Below are 15,691 nucleotides of genomic sequence, written 5' to 3'. Positions count from 1 at the left end.
AAAATATAAAAACAGCTTTATATTTGGTATCTTTTTTGTTGTTTATCTATTGCATTCCTCACTATTTCATTTCTTTTTGGGAAAGTGATGGAATAGATAGTTAGTATTAAAGATAACAACCCTACAGCATTAAAGACGCTAAAAACCTCTCCTTGTTGTTTAGCCCATTGAATGATACCAGAAAGAATAAATAAAGAAGAGCCGCTCTCACCATCACTATGTTTAAAGATAATTACCATTATAAAACCAATCAATAATAAATATAGAAACAAGTCTATTAATAATAGCGAGAGATATAGTTTTTGAGTAGTTAAGTCAATGAATTGTGATAGAGTTCTTAATTTTGGGTACTTTTGTTGTTCATTTAAATTTTCACTATGTTTTGGAAATATTTTTTTAAGAACATAAATATAAACAGTATTTAATAAGTAAAGAGTAACTATCCCTAAAGCAAATAAATAAGCGAAAAAACAACAAATTATAAGGAACCCAAGTATAAATTCATTTTTTATACCTATATGATATGTAATAAAATATGTAAGAAGTAAGAAAACAACATATGAAACCAGTGCAACTTGTAAACCCCTAAACAAAATTGGTTTTTTTCGCTGATTCTTATCGCTTTTAAAAATCAACCAAACATTAAATACTAATAATCCCACTATGCCAAGCACTGTTAAAAAAGTCGGAACCAATAGAAGCAAAAGCGGAGAAAAAATTGTTCCAAATAGACAAATTAATTCAAAAGATGTCAGCTTCCCTAGTTCCATTAATCTATATGTTTGTTTTACTTTCACCATATGCCACTCCTTGACGACTCCTGACCTGTTGTAACAAGTCTATCTTCGTTTATTCCTTTTATAGTTCTAGTATACAGTTTTTGTCCATAGAAGAAATATAGAAATGTTGGCATCAATAAGGTGTAGAATATTTTTGTTCAGAATCTAATTATCAGGAAGGATTTCAACATGAAAAAATATATATTTTAATTGCAGTAATTGCTCTAGTTGGTTTAACTGCTTGCAAAACTGCCAAACCCAGATTATTTCCAGCTTGAAAGCAAATATGATGAAGATCTAGACGCTGAAGATATCATCAAAAATATATATGGCATACATTATCAAGACGACCAGTTTTTTGAAGTCATAGACATTTACGGGAACTATGAGGAAGAACTGCCAAGTGATTTCTCAGAGATAGAATGAAAATATAAATGATAGCTTAAGTGGATTGGCTGTCGCCCTATGATTTCAAAGCCATACACTCATGTTTCCTAGAAATTGAAACCTTCCTCCTTTTTAAAGCGTATTCACTTAAAAAGGAGGTAATTGCTTTGTATGAACATAAATTTATAAAAATCGAATTGGATTACAAACAAAAGCCTAAAGAGGATTACTATAGTATTGTTTCCGAACATGAAAAAGAGGGATGGGAATTGGTTCAAATTTTCGCCCCACCAACAAAAAGCTATGGATTAGCTTCCTTTTTCGAACTGATTTTCAAACGAAAAAAACATGAAAGCAACTAAAGTCCACTGTTTTTAACGCAAAAAAAGCCTATCCTGTACGGATAGGCTCTTCCAGTCTCTACTGGTTATTATTCTGTCAAACTCTCCACTGCATCATCAATCATTTGTTCATTCGCAACCGGTCCGGTATATAGCCAGCTGGATTCTGGTCCATACTCGTAAATGTTGTCGTTTTTGACAGCAGGGATGTTCTGCCAGATGTCATCCTGCAGCGCTTCAGCACCTTCCCCATCACTGTTGATCAGGAAGATATGATCAGCGTCAAGCTCAGCCAACTTCTCCAGGGAAATTTCTGACCAGTTCGCTTCAGAGCTTTCAGATATCTCTTTCACAACATTCGGCAGTGCCAGACCAAGATCATTGTATAGGACGTCACCGCTGGAAAGGTTATCACTCACGATATAAAAAGTTCCTCCTACCAGCCAGATAGCGGCTACAGATTCGTCGCCAATCGTTGTTTGAATTTTCTCGCCGGCTTCTTCTGCTTTTTGTTTATATTCATCCAACTCTTTCTGAACATCATCTTCCCTGCCGAAGATCTCGCCGATTTGCTTAAACTCTTCCCGCCAGTCATTGTTTTGTTCGGTTCCGACGACATACGTCGGGGCAATGCTGCTGTATTGCTCATATTTGTTGCCTTCCACCATTTCTGCGGAATCCATGATAATCAAATCGGGATCATGGCTTGCGACCGTTTCATACGGAAGGTCATGCGGAATGGTCGGGACATCGCCCAGCGAGTCCTGCAAGTAATCCTGGATGCTTGCTCCATCCTGTACAGACCACTGTGCGACAGGTGTAATATCCAAAGCCACCAGATAATCTTCCAAATAGGAAGCAATCACTCGCTCTGGATTTTCGGGAATGGTGACTTCGTTTCCCATTGCATCAGTCACCGTTCGTTCACCGGATTCGTTTTCCGTTTCGGTTTGTTTATTCTCATTATCGCTATCAGAGGTATTATCCTCATCCTGATTATTTCCACAAGCAGATAAAACAAAGAAACAGACTAGCAAGCTGGTAAATATGTAAAGATAACTTTTCTTTTTCATATCTTTATCCTCCTGATTATCTAATTGACATCTTAAATGATAACAATTCTCATTATCAATGACAAGCTTTATTTTATATTGGCAGTATATTATAATGATAGGTATTCTCACTACCGATTATCCATGAGGAGTATTACATATGGCAAACATTACAGCTGCTGACAAAGGACCCCGCCCTCTCCTTGCTACGGTTATTTTAATAGGCGGACTGGCAGTTCTACTGTTGACGATGGGACTGTCTATTTTATATGGAGCCGCAGACGTGAAATATGCAACGATTTGGCAAAGTATCTACCAATTCGATGCTTCCTCCACTTCGCACCAAATCATCCGGAATTTGCGGATTCCAAGAGCACTTGCAGCCGCTTTGATCGGAGCAGCTCTGGCAATGTCCGGAGCGATCATGCAAGGGATGACACGTAATCCGCTTGCATCTCCCTCGATTATGGGGGTGACCTCTGGTGCAGCATTTATGATGGCCGTTGCATTGGTTATCACACCAGGAGCTTCCAATATCGCCATGATGCTGTGGGCGTTCGCCGGCGCGGGATTGGGTACTGGAATTGTTTTTGCCGTCGGCTCGATTTCCAAAACCGGACTTACTCCGGTCAAACTGGCATTGGCAGGTACGGCGGTGACCGCAATGCTTAATTCGCTCTCATCAGGTATCTCTATTCATTTCAATATCGCCAAAGATATGAGTTTCTGGTATGCAGGGGGTGTATCCAGCGTACAGTGGGTGCATGTGAAATTGCTCGCACCTGTGGTCATTATCGGTATCATTCTGGCTCTGCTGCTCGCCCATTCGATTACCGTCATGAACTTAGGCGAAGATGTGGCCAGAGGACTCGGCCAACGGACTGGCTTGATTAAATTTGCAGGCACGATCGTCGTCCTGCTGCTTACCGGCGTGGCCGTATCGGTCGCGGGGACTATCGGGTTCATCGGTTTGGTGATTCCGCATATCACCCGCTTCCTCGTGGGGATCAATTACCGCTGGATCATTCCCTGTTCGGCTATTTTGGGTGCGATCCTGTTAGTCGCGGCCGACACCGTGTCGCGGATGATCAATCCGCCTTTCGAAACACCGGTCGGAACGGTTACTGCTTTGATCGGTGTTCCCTTCTTTCTTTATCTAGCACGCCGTGAAGGGAGATCGTTATAATGAGCAAGCAAACAAAGAAAAAAACGTGGCTGATCGGCTTTATTTTATTCCTGAGTATCATCGCGACACTGGTTTTGAGCCTTAATCTTGGCGTTATCCGGATTTCCCCGCTGGAGATTTTTCGGACCGTGACCGGGAACGGTGATGCCCAAAACGAAATGGTATTGTTCCAATTCCGCCTGCCGCGGATGACCATCGCCTTACTAATCGGAGCTGGGATGGCCATCTCCGGTGCCCTGCTGCAAAGCGTGACCCGCAATGAGTTGGCTGATCCCGGCATCATTGGAATTAATGCAGGTGCGGGATTCGCTGTAGTATTGTACATTTTCTTGTTTGAAGGAAACGCTGTTGCATCCAGCTCTTTATCGATTTATATGATGCCCTTATCGGCATTGATCGGGGCAGTAACCGCTGCGGTACTGATTTACGCAATTTCCTGGAAAAACGGAGTATCGCCAATCCGTCTCGTATTGGTCGGAATCGGGATCAACAGTGCGTTCGCCGCGCTGATCATCATCTTTCAATTGAAAATGAATCCGGACGATTTTACCCGGGCAACCGTCTGGCTGTCCGGGAACATTTCCGGAACCGATTGGAGTTACGTACTCGCATTACTGCCATGGATCCTTCTCTTTGTCCCACTGGCAATTTATAAAGGGAAATCATTAAACACGCTTTATCTGGGGGAAGACGTTGCCCAGGGACTTGGAACAAAAGTGGAACGGGAACGCATGACCGTACTGTTCATCGCAGTTGCCCTGGCCGGCGCCAGCGTGGCAGTCGGCGGCGGGATTGCCTTTCTCGGACTAGTCGTTCCGCACCTGTCGAAAAAGCTAGTCGGACCGACCCACGAACGATTCCTGCCGATATCCGCATTGATGGGAGCACTGCTGTTGGTTGTGGCAGACACCATCGGACGCAATATCCTGGCACCATCCGAAATACCAGTCGGTCTCATCGTATCCATCATCGGCGGTAGTTACTTTATCTATTTATTGATGAAAACGTAATAAAAACTGCAGGCGGCCGGGACAAAAGCATGGCCACCAAAGCAACAACCGAGCGAGTTTGAACTAACAATCAAATTCGCTCGGTTTTTAATATTTGTTTTCCTTAGATAAACTTCTTATTATCCTGTTGTTTGATTCGTGTCTGGAATCGCTACGACAGGATACTACGCTTTCCACGGGCACGGCTTCCACTTCCTCAGAAAGCAAAAGACGCTTTCTTGCGGGATTTTCAGCTCGTGCTGTTCCCGTTGGAGTCTCCGTATCTTGCCTCCGCTACGTTTTCGGGGTCTGATTTTTATATAATCAAGAACAGCACTCCGATTCAATAGCAGGAAAAATAGTCCGAATTATGATAATCTTATAAATCAATGATAGAAAGGAGCGAATAGAATGAACAACCAAATTCCAGAAGTGACCCTGCATGATGGTTTGGAACTCCCGGTAATCGGCTTGGGTACGTATGCCCTTAACGGCAATGAAGGCGCGACTGCGATCCAGCGTGCTATCGAAGAAAACGGCTATCGGCTGATCGACTCCGCTTACAATTATGAAAACGAGGGTACGGTTGGCGAAGCGGTGAAACGCAGTGCTGTTCCCCGAGAAAAACTACGCATCACATCCAAATTACCGGGACGTTATCAAACTTATGACAAAGCAATCAAAACAGTGCAGGAATCCTTGTATCGTGCCAGCCTGGATTATTATGACCTCTACCTGATTCATTGGCCCAATCCGAAACAGGATCACTACGTAGAAGCATGGCAAGCATTGATCGATGCAAAAAAACAGGGCCTGATCCGCTCGATAGGCGTGTGCAATTTCCTTCCCGACCACTTAAAAAGACTGGAGAAGGAAACGGGAGAAAAACCAAGCATCAACCAGATCGAACTGCATCCTTACTTCAACCAAGAACAACAAAGAAAGTGGCATGAAAAAAACAGCATCAAGACAGAATCGTGGAGTCCGCTTGGACATGGCAACGACATCCTACAGCAAGTTACGATCCAGCAAATCGCAGAACGCCATCAAAAATCAGCGGCACAAGTCGTGTTACGCTGGCATTATCAATTAGGGGCTATCTCTATCCCGAAATCCGCAAATCCGGACAGGCAACTGGAAAACATTTCGATTTTTGATTTCTCACTGGACGACGCGGAAATGAACAGTATTTCCTCCATGACCAAACCGGACGGACGTATCAACGACCAGGATCCTGCCGTTTACGAAGAGTATTAAAAAAAAGAGTGTTCATCCTGCACGTGGGATGAACACTCTCTTTTTATTCTGTGGTGTTTTTCCAGCTATCGTCCATGACCATTTTTCCTGGCCACGTATAAGCGGTTATTCCGCCGTCGACAATCATGTCCTGTCCCGTCATATAAGAGCTGTCATCAGATACCAGAAACAGAACAGCCGTTGCGATTTCTTCCGGGTCACCGAGCCGCCCTATCGGTGCGAGCCATTTATTCGATTCCCTGAACTGCCGACCGCTTTTCTCTTCCTTCGTGCCAGCAAGCTTGTCGATCAGTGGCGTCTCGATCGTACCCGGCGAAACGGAATTGGCCCGGATCCCCTGCCTTCCGTAGTCAATCGCGATGGATTTCGTAAAATTAATGATCGCCCCTTTTGCCGCATTGTAGCCAGAACGATCTAAATCGGCAAAGCTGCCCGACATCGACGCGTTGTTGACGATCGCGCCTCCTTTATCGAGCATCAGCGGGATAAAATACCTGCTCATCAAAAAAGTACCGCGCAGGTCCGTTTGTTGAATCTCATCAAACAGTTCAACTGGGTATTCATGTACTTTTCCGCCCTCTTGATCCGTCCCTGCGTTGTTGAACAAAGCATCAATCCGTCCAAATTCTTCTTTTACCTGATCAGCAAAGCCTTCCACTTCTTCCTCCTTGGATACATCAACCCGGTATGTTTTCACAGTGCCTCCATTATCCCGGATTTCTTTCGCAGTACCTTCCAGTTCTTCCTGCTTGATATCCGCTATCACTACCGTCGCACCTTCGTTCGCAAAAACTTTTGCAGTCGCTTCTCCGATGCCGGTCGCACCGCCTGTGATGACCGCCACTTTATCGTTTAACTTGCCCATGCTCTTCCTCCTTTTTTCATTGGGGTTGTATTTTCATGTCGTTCCACGTCTGTCCCTGTTTTAAACAGCTTGCAATCATATATCGCTTGAAGGAAATACCGTAAATCTCAAGAAATACGGAGTTTCGTTTCCCATTCTCTTTTCGATACTTCTATCACATGTTATTGAGTTACTTCTTTGCTTGTGGTAAGATTTAATTGATATTGAAAATCATTATCATTTAAACGATGATTCATTACATACAGCTCGAGAAGTCGCTACTTACATCCACCGCATCAATACTTTTCAACCAAGGAGGAGAAGAAAATGAACGAAGAAGAATTGTACGATGTGACCATCATAGGAGGCGGTCCTGCCGGATTATATTCCGCTTTTTACAGTGGACTGCGGGCGATGAAAACAAAACTGATCGAATATCAGCCGCATCTCGGCGGCAAAATCCATGTCTATCCGGAAAAAATGATATGGGATGTCGGGGGCCTGACCCCCGTTTCTGGTGAAAAACTGATAGAGCAACTGGTTGCACAAGGGCTTACCTTTGAGCCGACAGTTGCACTGAATGAAAAAGTCGTGAAAATCACCCGGAACGATGAAAACCATTTTGTTCTGCATACGGCAGCCGGACTAAAACATTATTCAAAAACGGTCATCGTCGCTGTCGGCGGTGGTATATTGAAGCCGCAAAAGCTCGAAATCGACGGTGCGGAAAAATACGAAGTAGCCAACCTGCATTACACGGTGAAATCTTTGAATCAATTCAAGGATAAAACCGTCATTATTTCAGGTGGAGGAAATGCTGCAGTAGACTGGGCAAACGAACTTATCCCATTCGCCAAACAGGTTTATTTAACGTATCGAAAGGATGCTCTCAAGGGACATGAAGCGCAGGTCGAACAGTTGAAAAACAGTCCGGCGGAATGTTACTTCCACACTTCCATCACCAAATTGGTCGCAAGTAAAACAAAAGAGAAAATAAAATCAGTGGAGTTGACCAACCACCTGACAAACGAAGTAACCGAACTTCCCATTGATGAAGTCATCATCAACCATGGCTACGAACGGGACACGGAGCTGTTGAAAAACTGCTCCATGGACATAAAAAAACGCGACGATTATTTTATCGAGGGAACCCCGTCAAGCGAATCATCGGTGGACGGACTGTTTGCTGCCGGAGATATTCTCAAATATGACGGGAAAGTACACCTCATCGCCGGTGCTTTCCAGGATGCAGCCAATGCCGTCAACCGGGCAAAGCAATATATTGAGCCGGATGCCCAAGAGTACGGCATGGTATCCTCCCACAACGATATTTTCAAGCAACGCAACAAGGCGTTGATCAACCAGATGGTGAAATAAACAAGGTCGACTGAAATGGCAAACCCGACAGCCCTCTTTGGACTGCCGGGTTTACTATGGAATATTGGCAATCTCTCAGTAAAAGTATCGATCGGAGGTGATCGTCTGTTTCCTCTTTCCATTATCTTTGCGCCAGATTCCATACGCTTCCCATAACCTTTATAAATCAAGACGGCTAATTTATTAACCATGCCCGGATAAGGTGTTGGAGCTCAGGCACTGTATCATCGTTTGCTTCGCTTCTCCATCATCATTTCGTTTACCTGATCATACATGGTTGCCATGCCCTCGGCGGACGCTTCAAATGCATGGGCATCTTCTTCCTCGATCCCCATCCGGCTCGCTTCGACTGCCACATCGATGTTAGCCCCCAGAAAAATAAACTGCCAGTCGTGCAGCTGTTTTTGCCGCTTAATCAAGCGTTGCACTTTTTCATAGCTGAATTCTTTACTGGCATTTTCCATTCCATCGGTAGTGATGACAAACAACACCTCATCCGGTCTGTCTTCAAATCCTGCTTGTGAATGTCGTCGATCGACATCTAGAATCGTCCTCCCAACAGCATCCAGCAAGGCGGTCGAACCTCTGACAACATATTCATTGCTTGTCAACACAGCTTGCTCCGCGTCCATCCCTTCCCACAATATATCGTATTCATGGTCAAATAAAACAGTGGTTACTGTCGTAGTGCCCTCCAAACGGCGCTGCTTTTCCATCATAGCATTGAAGCCGCCAATGGTATCACTTTCCAAACCGCTCATCGAGCCGCTCCGATCGAGTAAGAAAATAATCTCCGTCACCTTTTGTTTCATCGATTCCTCATCCTTTCGTATGCTTTCGATTCTATAATGTTAACAACAAAAACAAAGGAACAGGTCGCCTGTGAAGCGACAATGAGGAGGCCCGATCATGCTTGATCAAAACACGCTGGAAGCGTTGCAGGAATATGTGGAAATGCATCGAATCAGCATGAACATGCCGCTATATGAGTCAGAAAGTATCTTTTCCGTAGACAGCGAAACGAATATAGCGGATTTAGAAGACTATATAAAGGAAAACCAGTCCCCCTCCTTTTCTGAAACACTCTTTGCGTTCATCGACGAGAAAGGATATACCGATTCTGAGGTGTATAAACGGGCCGGACTCGACAGAAGACTGTTCTCCAAAATCAGATCCAACCCGGATTACAAAACAAGCAAACAAACCGTTGCCACTCTAGCAATCGGATTGCGATTAGATGAAACAAAAACCGAAGAATTGTTAGATGCCGCCGGTTATTCCCTTTCATACAATGATCCCTTTGACCTCGTCATCCGTTTTTGTTTGCAAAACGGCACGTATGATGTCGACGAAGTGAACCAGGCGCTGGAATATATGGGAGTAAAGACGTTGTGGTAAACGACAGTTTAAAGAATGCTTCTTAAATACAACCTTTCTGTTTTGCAATCAAAAACTGGTTAAGAATCCGAAACATGGCCACCTTTGGAGAGAGTAAATTGATCTTTATAAATTGTTGCTTATTCTTGGCAGGAATAACCATGTAGTGTGATGATTACGTAATAAACAAACTAGGAGGAACAATAGAAGCAAGATTTACTTCCCTTTAAAGAATTAATATAAACTTCTTTATGGAGTGCACTAGAAAAGTTTACATAAAATAACAATCATCTCACTCTACAGGGAAGCTATATAGAAAATATACATTATTACTTATTATTCACAATCCCTTTCACTCTGCCAATAAAACTACAAGGTATTCTATCAATAAAAATTATAAAGGCCCGTCAAAAAGGAAAATTTTCTTAAAATAAGACAATAATTCACGAAGATTATCGTATAGAAAAATTATTTGAGAAAGTTATAAATGCAATTGGCTTAATCAGCATTTACTAATATAATAGATACTAGAATTTACTTTTTTAGTAAAATCTCCTAAATCAGCATCTAAGAGTTATTAGGATGCTATGACGCTTTATACAACTTACATATCAGTTTTAAATCAACAAAAAGAAAGGTGTGACGAAAATAACAAAGGAGATTGGAAATAGGATTAAATATTATAGGAAAAAAATGTGCCTGACACAAAGTGAATTATCAGAAGGGATCATATCTAATTCTTATTTGTCTAAAATTGAAAATGGCTTTGTAAAACCTCCTGATGAAATTATTAATCTCTTGTGTAAAAAACTCAAGATTGATCCTGTTTCTGAAAAAAGCGAAAGAATGAACAAGATTTGTAACATTTGGTTTCAAAATTTATTTGAACAAAATTTGGAAGAAATGAAAAAGAATTTTCACCAAATTAATTCACACCACGATTTAATAACTGATAATAATGTGTTGCTACTTATAGATATACATAAGCTTAGATATTATATTCTATTAAAAGATAAAAAGAAGGCACATGAGCAATACCAATACTTGAAAAGCCATTCTAAAAACTTATCCGGAAATCAAAAATATTATTGGCTTAAATTCAGGGGTTACTACTTTTTTTATAATTTAGCTTATCAAAAAGCACTAGAATCTTTTCAAGAAGCCAAAGATTATATCAATGACGTTTGCCACTCCCAATTAAAAGAAAAAGGCAGCCTATATTATATGATTGCATTATCAGCAAGCCACACTAATCAATCCTTTTTTACTTTTAAATACGCAAACAAGGCATTGAAATATTATCAAAAATATTACAATCTAAAAAAATGTGCACAGTGTCATATATTATTAGGTATAACTTACTTACGCATAAATGACATCAAAAACTCATTAGAAAGTTATCAGTCAGCCCAATATATTGCTGAAAAAACTGATGATGAAGAACTTTTATCTATTTCAGTGCAAAATATAGGTAACCTCTACTCAAAGATCAATCACTCACCAAAGGCTTTAGAGTATTTCTTGAAAAGCTATGAACTAAGGGCTAATAAACCAAAACCGCACCATATAACCCCTATTGCAAGTTTAATGAAAGAATACTATCAAATAGGCGATCTTAGGAACGCAGAAAAATGGATGAAAACTGGTCTGAGTCTTCTCTCGCATATAAAAACAAGCCATATTTACCAACATGAATTTGATGTGTACAAGCATTTAATTAAAGGTGACAATGATGCCTTGGAAGAATTGATACTTAATAAAATCATCCCTTTTCTAGAATCAAAGGGGTTACATCACCAAAAGTTTAGCTATTATAAGCTTTTAGGAGAACATTATTTTAGTAAACGGAAGTATAAATTATCAGCAATGTATTTTAATTTTGCAATGGAAGTAAATATATAAAATTATTTAGGAGGCTGTTTACTTATGAGAAAAATACTCGTTACTACCGTATTAACTTTAGTTGTACTCTTGGGACTCTCCACTATGATGGACGAAACGCACTTTGCCTATGAAGAACATCCTGACCATGATAGTATCGAATTTGAAAGTTGAATACTTCTTTAAACAAGGTGAACAGGCTTCTGTGCACCTTGTTTATTTCTTAAGATATAAATTCCTTTAACATTAATCTATAACAATGCTGTGCACTAAAAAAATAAATATAAAAAATTATTTAGATCATCAAAAAAGCTAGTCACTAAAAATACGGATTTGATGAAAAAATCTCAATCAACCAAGTAAGTCCAATAGAATTAAAATCAACTTCATCAATTGAGTTCTGTCCTCAAACATGACTAAAAGAAAAAAAGATTAATCTTGAAGGCAAGAATTTTAAAAATAAATAGATTTAATTGAATGTAAACCCTAACTTTTCATTATATTATATATTCTCTTTTATGTAAAAAACATTCTGAAAAGTTTATTTCAATTTTGATAAATCAACCTAGAAAAAAAACGTAAATGTTTCGTTCTACTTCGGAAACTTTCCCGATTATTCCGAATTATGGGTTAACCATATATTACTAACATTTTTTTGAAAAAATATCCTGTTTTACCAATAATATAAAGTCTGCTATATTCTAAACCAAGATGCATCTTAAAATCTATTTGGAGGTGACTTAAGATGAAAGAAAACAAAGCCCTAGAAGCAATCCAAGACATTTCGGATGAGGAATTAGCAGATATCGTAGGTGCGGATGGTGCTATCTCCACTGTCTCTCACGAATGTCACATGAACACTTGGCAATTTATTTTTACCTGCTGCTTCTAAAAGAAGTTACATGCACTTCATCTATGAATATTTACTTAACTTTCTTGGAAAAGAGCGCTTTAAAAGCGTTCTTTTCTTATTAAAACATAAATTGAAGGTGATCTTTTGCTTAAAAAAACTGATAATACATTGGACTCTATGCTCAATAATACGGAATGGTCAAAAGCACTTTATTTAACAGAAAGGTCTATTAAGAATATACAGGACAAGCCACCCATCCCTAACTCAGATAGACTAGTACAGTGGTTAAGTCGACTGGAAAACGATAATGATTTGATTAAATTACGTTTGGAACAAGACAAAATATCTTATGATCTTTTTTTAAATCTTATAAATGATGAATATACGGAAAGTAATCCCAAAGAATACAGTTGGTATCATTATTTAATATCTGTCTTCAGTGAAAACAATGAAGAGTTAAGTGAAGAAGAACAAGATTTTATAAATAATAATGATTTTCCGTTTAAAACCTTCATGATCCCTTTCCTCGAAAAAGCAAAAACTTCACTGAAGGTTAAAGTTAATCATACAATATATGAAAAGGTATTAGATTATTCTGTTCTAATAGAAATCGTATTTAAAGCAGTTGTTAGTCAGATTACTAACTTTGCTGGAAAAACCCTTATTTATGAACTTAACAGAATAAATGATGAATTGATCGGGGACACACCAGAAGAAAGATATGAATTTTTCTTGACCTACAAGCTTGGTAACAAGAAAAAGGTACTCACGTTACTGCTGGAATACCCCTTATTAGGTCGTTTGATATGTGAAAGCATTCCGAATATAATCACCAATATTATCCAATCACTAAATAGATATTTAATGGATATGGACCACATAGAGCAAAGATTTAATAAAACATATGACCGTGTAATTAATATTGAACAAACTGGTGACGCACATAACAGTGGTAGCGTTTTAAAGCTATCTTTCCTCAACGGTGAAAAACTTCTTTACAAACCGAGATCATTATCGATAGATTTACACTTCCAAAAACTCTTAGAATGGTATAACGCTAAAGGCATTAATAAACAATTTGCCACCTTATCGACAATTAATCGCAAGGATTATGGTTGGCAAGATTATATAGAGTTCAAGGAGTGTTCTACTGAGGAAGAAGTTGAAAACTTTTTTGAAAGACAAGGTCAATATTTAGCAGTTTTATATTTACTAAACGCGACCGATTTTCACTATGGTAATATAATTGCCCAGGGAGAACATCCCTTTCTTATTGATTTGGAATCCCTCTTTCATAATGTGATATCTAACTCAAATAAAAGTTATACTACTTCATCCACTAAGAAAGCTATCGATATTATCTCCAACTCGGTAATTAGAACAAGCCTTCTCCCGGTGTTTGCAGAGGATGTAATTTATGACTTGGATGTGAGTGGTCTGGGTGGTGGAAAAAGCAGACAGCTAGTCAGACCGATGATAGTAAATAAAAACACAGACAATATGAAAATTGTAAAGAAAACTATTCATTCACCACAAGGTAACAATTTACCTGTTTTTAAAAAGGAAATAATAGATTCGACTGATCACGTACAAAGAATCAAAAATGGATTTCGTAATACTTACAAGATAACTATGGAAAACCTTGAAGAGTTGTTATCTACCGATGGACCAATACATCACTTCAAAGAGGACACCGTGAGAGTAATACTAAGAAATACACCTGTTTATAGCTGGTTACTAGAAGCTAGTACACACCCTAAATACCTTAAAAATGGATTAGACAGAGTAAATCTTTTTGATTTTCTATGGCGTTTAGCGAAGGACCTGCCTGACAGGATAGAAACTATTTCTTCTGAATGCAAAGAAATGCTAATAGGAGACATTCCCTACTTCAGTTGTAAAATAAACTCTACAAACCTCGTAGGAAATGAAAAACAGATAATAAGAAACGTTATAAAAGAGGATAGCCTATTATTAGTATTAAAAAAACTAAATAATTTAAGCTTGGAAGACTGCGAAAGGCAAATCAAATTTATTGAAGAGTCTTTGCTGACTAAACATTATATTAGTAAAGATCTTATGATGGAAAGTAAACAAAAACAACCTCTCAATAAAGTGGACTCGGAACAAATCAACAAAGAGGCATTCTTAACTGAAGCAATTAAAATAGGAAGCCTAATGAAAAAAGACGCTATATGGGGGGAAGATAAAAAGGATGTAACATGGCTTGGTATGGGAATGAATTCTGATGAAAAGCTTCAATATAAGGTAATGGATATGGGATTGTATAATGGACTATTGGGTATGAGTTTATTTTATGCGTATTTAGCAAGTGAGTCTAAATTAGAAGAGTTCAAGGATATCTCCGAGGCTTGTCTTGAAACAGCTTTAAAAGAACAGATGATGACCAGAAGGCAATATACATCAGCTTTTTCAGGATATACTTCAGCGATTTATGTTTTATCTCATTTATCTAAACTCTGGAGTAACGAAACATATTTAGATAAAGCCAAAGAACTTGTGGACGTTATAGACCGTAATGTTGATAAAGACAAAAATTTTGATTTATTAAATGGAAGTGCAGGTACCTTAATTGTTTGTCTCAATTTTTATCATTTAACTCATTACGATAAAGCAAGAGGTGTAGCGGTGAAATGTGGAGACCATTTATTAAAACATGCCGTAAGTAATAAATTTGGATATGGTTGGTTACTGCCTAAAAATAAAGATATGCCCCCACTTTCAGGATTATCTCATGGTTCGGCAGGCATCGCATTAGCACTGATGATGCTGGCAAAAGAAACGAAAAACCAAAAATACTTGTCCGCGGGACAAGCAAGTTTAAAATATGAAAATTCGTTATATGATTCGGAGTTGAATAACTGGTTAGATTTAAGATTATTTGATAACGATCATAAAGCTGAATCAGTTGTCCATTGGTGTAATGGAGCTGCCGGTATTGGTCTTGGAAGACTAAAAATGCTTGAGTACTATCAAGATAGTCAAGTTACTACTGATTTAGATCGAGCTGTTAAGAAGACTGTTGTTAGTGGTATTACCGGATTAAATTACAGCTTGTGTCATGGAGATTTAGGCAACTTAGAACTTCTTCTATTATCCTCTAAGTTTTATGATGATTATGCGTTAAGGGACTTTGCCTATAAAAAAGCTTTCGAAATTATATTAAAGGTAAATAAAGATGGTAAAAATAATTGGAAATGTGGAATTCCCGGTGGCCAACAGACCCCTAATTTTATGGTTGGACTATCAGGAATAGGTTACCAGTTACTAAGATTCTACAATAACAGTATCCCCTCTGTTTTAGGGGTTCTAGAGATGCCAAATCATTAAAGACTGGACAACATGGG

The 15,691-nt window shown here is 39.3% G+C and carries 14 protein-coding genes; 10 read left to right on the top strand and 4 right to left on the bottom strand.

From position 1 onward, the window contains the following. Positions 1–17 precede the first annotated feature (17 nt). Positions 18–800, bottom strand: coding sequence for a hypothetical protein (locus ERJ70_RS03750; protein WP_209367252.1), 783 nt, complete (start codon positions 798–800; stop codon positions 18–20). 533 nt (positions 801–1,333) lie between these two features. Here ERJ70_RS03750 and ERJ70_RS03745 point away from each other — a divergent pair. Next, positions 1,334–1,528, top strand: a complete 195-nt coding sequence (locus ERJ70_RS03745) for a DUF4177 domain-containing protein (RefSeq protein WP_153465510.1) — start codon at positions 1,334–1,336, stop codon at positions 1,526–1,528. 68 nt (positions 1,529–1,596) lie between these two features. On the opposite strand, the gene ERJ70_RS03740 is transcribed toward ERJ70_RS03745, so the two are convergent. Continuing rightward, a complete protein-coding gene (locus ERJ70_RS03740) occupies positions 1,597–2,580 on the bottom strand; it encodes an iron-hydroxamate ABC transporter substrate-binding protein (RefSeq protein ID WP_209367251.1) in 984 nt (327 codons plus the stop codon). Between the two features lie 139 nt (positions 2,581–2,719). Between ERJ70_RS03740 and ERJ70_RS03735 the strand changes: the two genes are divergently transcribed. The 3 genes from ERJ70_RS03735 to ERJ70_RS03725 all read left to right on the top strand — a co-directional run bounded on the left by ERJ70_RS03735 (position 2,720) and on the right by ERJ70_RS03725 (position 5,991). Continuing rightward, the gene (locus ERJ70_RS03735; RefSeq protein ID WP_209367250.1) at positions 2,720–3,745 is read left to right on the top strand and encodes a FecCD family ABC transporter permease; all 1,026 of its coding nucleotides are present in this window, start codon (positions 2,720–2,722) and stop codon (positions 3,743–3,745) included. After that, positions 3,745–4,755: a FecCD family ABC transporter permease gene (locus ERJ70_RS03730; protein WP_209367248.1), complete on the top strand. Its 1,011-nt coding sequence runs from the start codon at positions 3,745–3,747 to the stop codon at positions 4,753–4,755. The genes ERJ70_RS03735 and ERJ70_RS03730 overlap by 1 nt, the downstream gene beginning before the upstream one ends. A 390-nt stretch (positions 4,756–5,145) precedes the next feature. Continuing rightward, positions 5,146–5,991: an aldo/keto reductase gene (locus ERJ70_RS03725; RefSeq protein ID WP_209367246.1), complete on the top strand. Its 846-nt coding sequence runs from the start codon at positions 5,146–5,148 to the stop codon at positions 5,989–5,991. A gap of 43 nt (positions 5,992–6,034) precedes the next feature. On the opposite strand, the gene ERJ70_RS03720 is transcribed toward ERJ70_RS03725, so the two are convergent. Continuing rightward, entirely contained in the window at positions 6,035–6,856 is an 822-nt protein-coding gene (locus ERJ70_RS03720; RefSeq protein ID WP_209367245.1) for an SDR family oxidoreductase, read from the bottom strand. Between the two features lie 306 nt (positions 6,857–7,162). Between ERJ70_RS03720 and ERJ70_RS03715 the strand changes: the two genes are divergently transcribed. Continuing rightward, positions 7,163–8,212 (top strand): NAD(P)/FAD-dependent oxidoreductase, encoded by a 1,050-nt coding sequence (locus ERJ70_RS03715; protein WP_209367244.1) that lies wholly within the window; start codon positions 7,163–7,165, stop codon positions 8,210–8,212. A 224-nt stretch (positions 8,213–8,436) separates the two neighbouring features. Here the strand turns inward: ERJ70_RS03715 and ERJ70_RS03710 are convergent, their stop codons facing one another. Beyond that, positions 8,437–9,024 (bottom strand): vWA domain-containing protein, encoded by a 588-nt coding sequence (locus tag ERJ70_RS03710; protein ID WP_209367243.1) that lies wholly within the window; start codon positions 9,022–9,024, stop codon positions 8,437–8,439. Positions 9,025–9,121: 97 nt separating this feature from the next. Here ERJ70_RS03710 and ERJ70_RS03705 point away from each other — a divergent pair, with 97 nt between their 5' ends. The 5 genes from ERJ70_RS03705 (at position 9,122) to ERJ70_RS03690 (ending at position 15,674) form a co-directional block, all read left to right on the top strand. Continuing rightward, the gene (locus ERJ70_RS03705) at positions 9,122–9,610 is read left to right on the top strand and encodes a hypothetical protein (protein WP_209367242.1); all 489 of its coding nucleotides are present in this window, start codon (positions 9,122–9,124) and stop codon (positions 9,608–9,610) included. Between the two features lie 618 nt (positions 9,611–10,228). Continuing rightward, complete coding sequence (locus ERJ70_RS03700) at positions 10,229–11,491, top strand: helix-turn-helix transcriptional regulator (protein WP_209367240.1); 1,263 nt, start codon at positions 10,229–10,231, stop codon at positions 11,489–11,491. Positions 11,492–11,515: 24 nt separating this feature from the next. Then, a complete protein-coding gene (locus ERJ70_RS20110) occupies positions 11,516–11,644 on the top strand; it encodes a hypothetical protein (RefSeq protein WP_256439074.1) in 129 nt (42 codons plus the stop codon). A 571-nt stretch (positions 11,645–12,215) separates the two neighbouring features. Further along, entirely contained in the window at positions 12,216–12,362 is a 147-nt protein-coding gene (locus ERJ70_RS03695; protein ID WP_209367238.1) for a lacticin 481 family lantibiotic, read from the top strand. A 105-nt stretch (positions 12,363–12,467) separates the two neighbouring features. Beyond that, positions 12,468–15,674: a type 2 lanthipeptide synthetase LanM family protein gene (locus ERJ70_RS03690; RefSeq protein WP_209367237.1), complete on the top strand. Its 3,207-nt coding sequence runs from the start codon at positions 12,468–12,470 to the stop codon at positions 15,672–15,674. The last annotated feature ends 17 nt before the right edge of the window (positions 15,675–15,691 follow it).

Source organism: Sediminibacillus dalangtanensis (assembly GCF_017792025.1).
GTDB classification, from domain to species: domain Bacteria; phylum Bacillota; class Bacilli; order Bacillales; family Amphibacillaceae; genus Sediminibacillus; species Sediminibacillus dalangtanensis.
This window is presented reverse-complemented; position numbering and strand designations above follow the sequence as displayed.